The organism is Chitinophaga sp. (genome assembly GCF_035564935.1).
Taxonomy (GTDB): domain Bacteria; phylum Bacteroidota; class Bacteroidia; order Chitinophagales; family Chitinophagaceae; genus Chitinophaga.
On sequence record NZ_DATMTE010000466.1, the window covers coordinates 1 to 1977 of the forward strand.

General features: G+C 47.1%; 3 protein-coding genes and 1 tRNA gene. 1 reads left to right on the forward strand and 3 read right to left on the reverse strand.

Going from position 1 to position 1977, the window contains the following annotated elements; genetic code table 11:
• The 3 genes from VN105_RS12055 to VN105_RS12065 all read right to left on the reverse strand — a co-directional run.
• A partial coding sequence (locus VN105_RS12055) for a hypothetical protein (protein ID WP_325641161.1) occupies positions 1-180 on the reverse strand: 180 nt, incomplete at its 3' end.
• Between the two features lie 60 nt (positions 181-240).
• A tRNA-Leu gene (locus VN105_RS12060) sits at positions 241-324 on the reverse strand.
• 66 nt (positions 325-390) lie between these two features.
• Positions 391-1338: a DUF5996 family protein gene (locus VN105_RS12065; protein WP_325641163.1), complete on the reverse strand. Its 948-nt coding sequence runs from the start codon at positions 1336-1338 to the stop codon at positions 391-393.
• A gap of 116 nt (positions 1339-1454) precedes the next feature.
• Here VN105_RS12065 and VN105_RS12070 point away from each other — a divergent pair.
• A partial coding sequence (locus tag VN105_RS12070; RefSeq protein ID WP_325641165.1) for a hypothetical protein occupies positions 1455-1977 on the forward strand: 523 nt, incomplete at its 3' end.

Sequence of the window (1977 nt, forward strand, 5' to 3'; positions counted from 1 at the left end):
TTTGTACTGGTGATGGGTATTTATATCCTGTGGATGGAAATCTATCACGTCCTTTAAGTAGGGTTCCCTGGTGTTTAATTCAATGAGCGAAAATGCCCGTTTGTTGTGGTTCTTTTCGGTCTGATCTTTCGGTTTCGCATAAACGAAAATGCCTGTTGTTGGCCGCTGCCGGAAATGCACGGAAAACGGAAATGCCTAAAACAAAAAGGTTGTAAGCCGGTGACTTACAACCTAATGACGTGCCCAGAACTGGATTCGAACCAGCACACCCTTGCAGGCGCTGCGACCTGAACACAGTGCGTCTACCAATTTCGCCATCTGGGCAACTGATATCGTGTCAGGGGATGCAAAGATAAGCAGCCAAAATATTTTACCAAATTTTTTTTGCAGTTATCTGAAACACCCGTAGGCATTTTCCAATCGGGACAAGTCGCACTCAAGCGATGCACGGTCCCAATGCCCCGTATTGGCGGCTGCTTCGTAGGTCGACTGCATAAACGCAAGCAGCGTTTCCTCCGGGTCCGGCGATTGTTGTACCACTTCGTAAGGCAGCATAAATTCTCCCATCTCCTGGCTGTAAAAAGCACCTGCAGGTTGAACCGGCTGCTCAGGGAAGGTGGGTGTAACAGGATAACAGTAGGCATAAAAAATGGCATGAGGATATTGTTCACTGCCGGGCCAGAATCCGCAGGAACTTACTTCTTTTGAATACGCCTCCTGCATAACAGCTGCCGGCATATTGGGAGCTGCTCCCTGGTGGGGAGGTGCATCCCTGCCGGAGAACCTTGTTACGGCAAGGTCAAAGGCGCCCCAGAAGAAGTGCACAGGGCTGCACTTGCCGGTAAAGCGGGTCCTGAACCGGGTGAACACATTATGGATCTTTACCAGCGCCTGCCAGAAATCCTCCATTTTTTGCGCGTCGTACGAATGATGTATTTCATCCTTTTCAAATGGAATGGCGTCGGCTATTTCACTGGGCAGGGTGTAAATAGTCACGTCAATATCCAGCGCCTTTAATTTTTCAAAGAGGGCATTATAAAAGTCGGCTACGGTTCTGGGCCGGAGTTCCACCACTTCTTTTCTGCCGGTGCTGGTAATAACCAGCAGCTGGTGCTGCATGAAGTTAAAGTCGATCTGGAAAATGCCATGCTGGTAGGGCACGGTGCCGGTGCTAAGCCCATCGGGAGTAACATACAGCGTAACATGCCAGGAATGATTCAGCCAGGGCATTTTCCGGAGCCGGATCTTACCCACTATCTGGGTCCACAAATGCACGGTAGCCAGGGTGTCTTTCCATTCAGGATAACTTATTACAGGCCATTGGTCGGTTAGTTGCATAGTAAATAGTTAAATGATGAGTGTAATGTCCAGGTACAAAATAACAAACCGGATAACGGAATGTTCTGGGAAAATCTCCAAAAGAATTTTATCTTATAAGTTCTACGTTCTGATCTATGAAAAACGATAAGCAATTCTATTTTTGGGTGATGGCGTTTTCGGTGTTGTCTATGCTGGTGGCTCTTTTTCAAAACATCATGTACACCCGCATCGAAAGTCACATTTTTTTCCTGGCATCTTTTGTATCCTGGTCGGTCATTTCGGCGGGAGTAAGCCTCATCACATTACTGTTAACGCTGAGGTATTTCGGATACAGGAAATATTGGTTTGCTTTTTCGGCCGCCCTGCTTTTCCATGTTGCTGCTTACTATCATTTAATAGTGCTTTATAACCTGGTAGGGGCAAGAGCGTTGCTGAGCTATTACCTGCTGGTGTCGCTGTTTACCATCGGCACTGCCGTTGTTTATGCGGTAAGTCTTGTATTTTCTGCTGCAGGGCAAAAAGCCTGGTTGAAGGCCGCAGGTGTTATAATGCTCCTTCTTGGTATCACCCAGCTGCTGGCGTTTGTATACCGGATGAATGCACAAGAGGCAGCTTTAAGTGTAACAGCAGATAATATTTTTAAAGTAATTTCCTGGA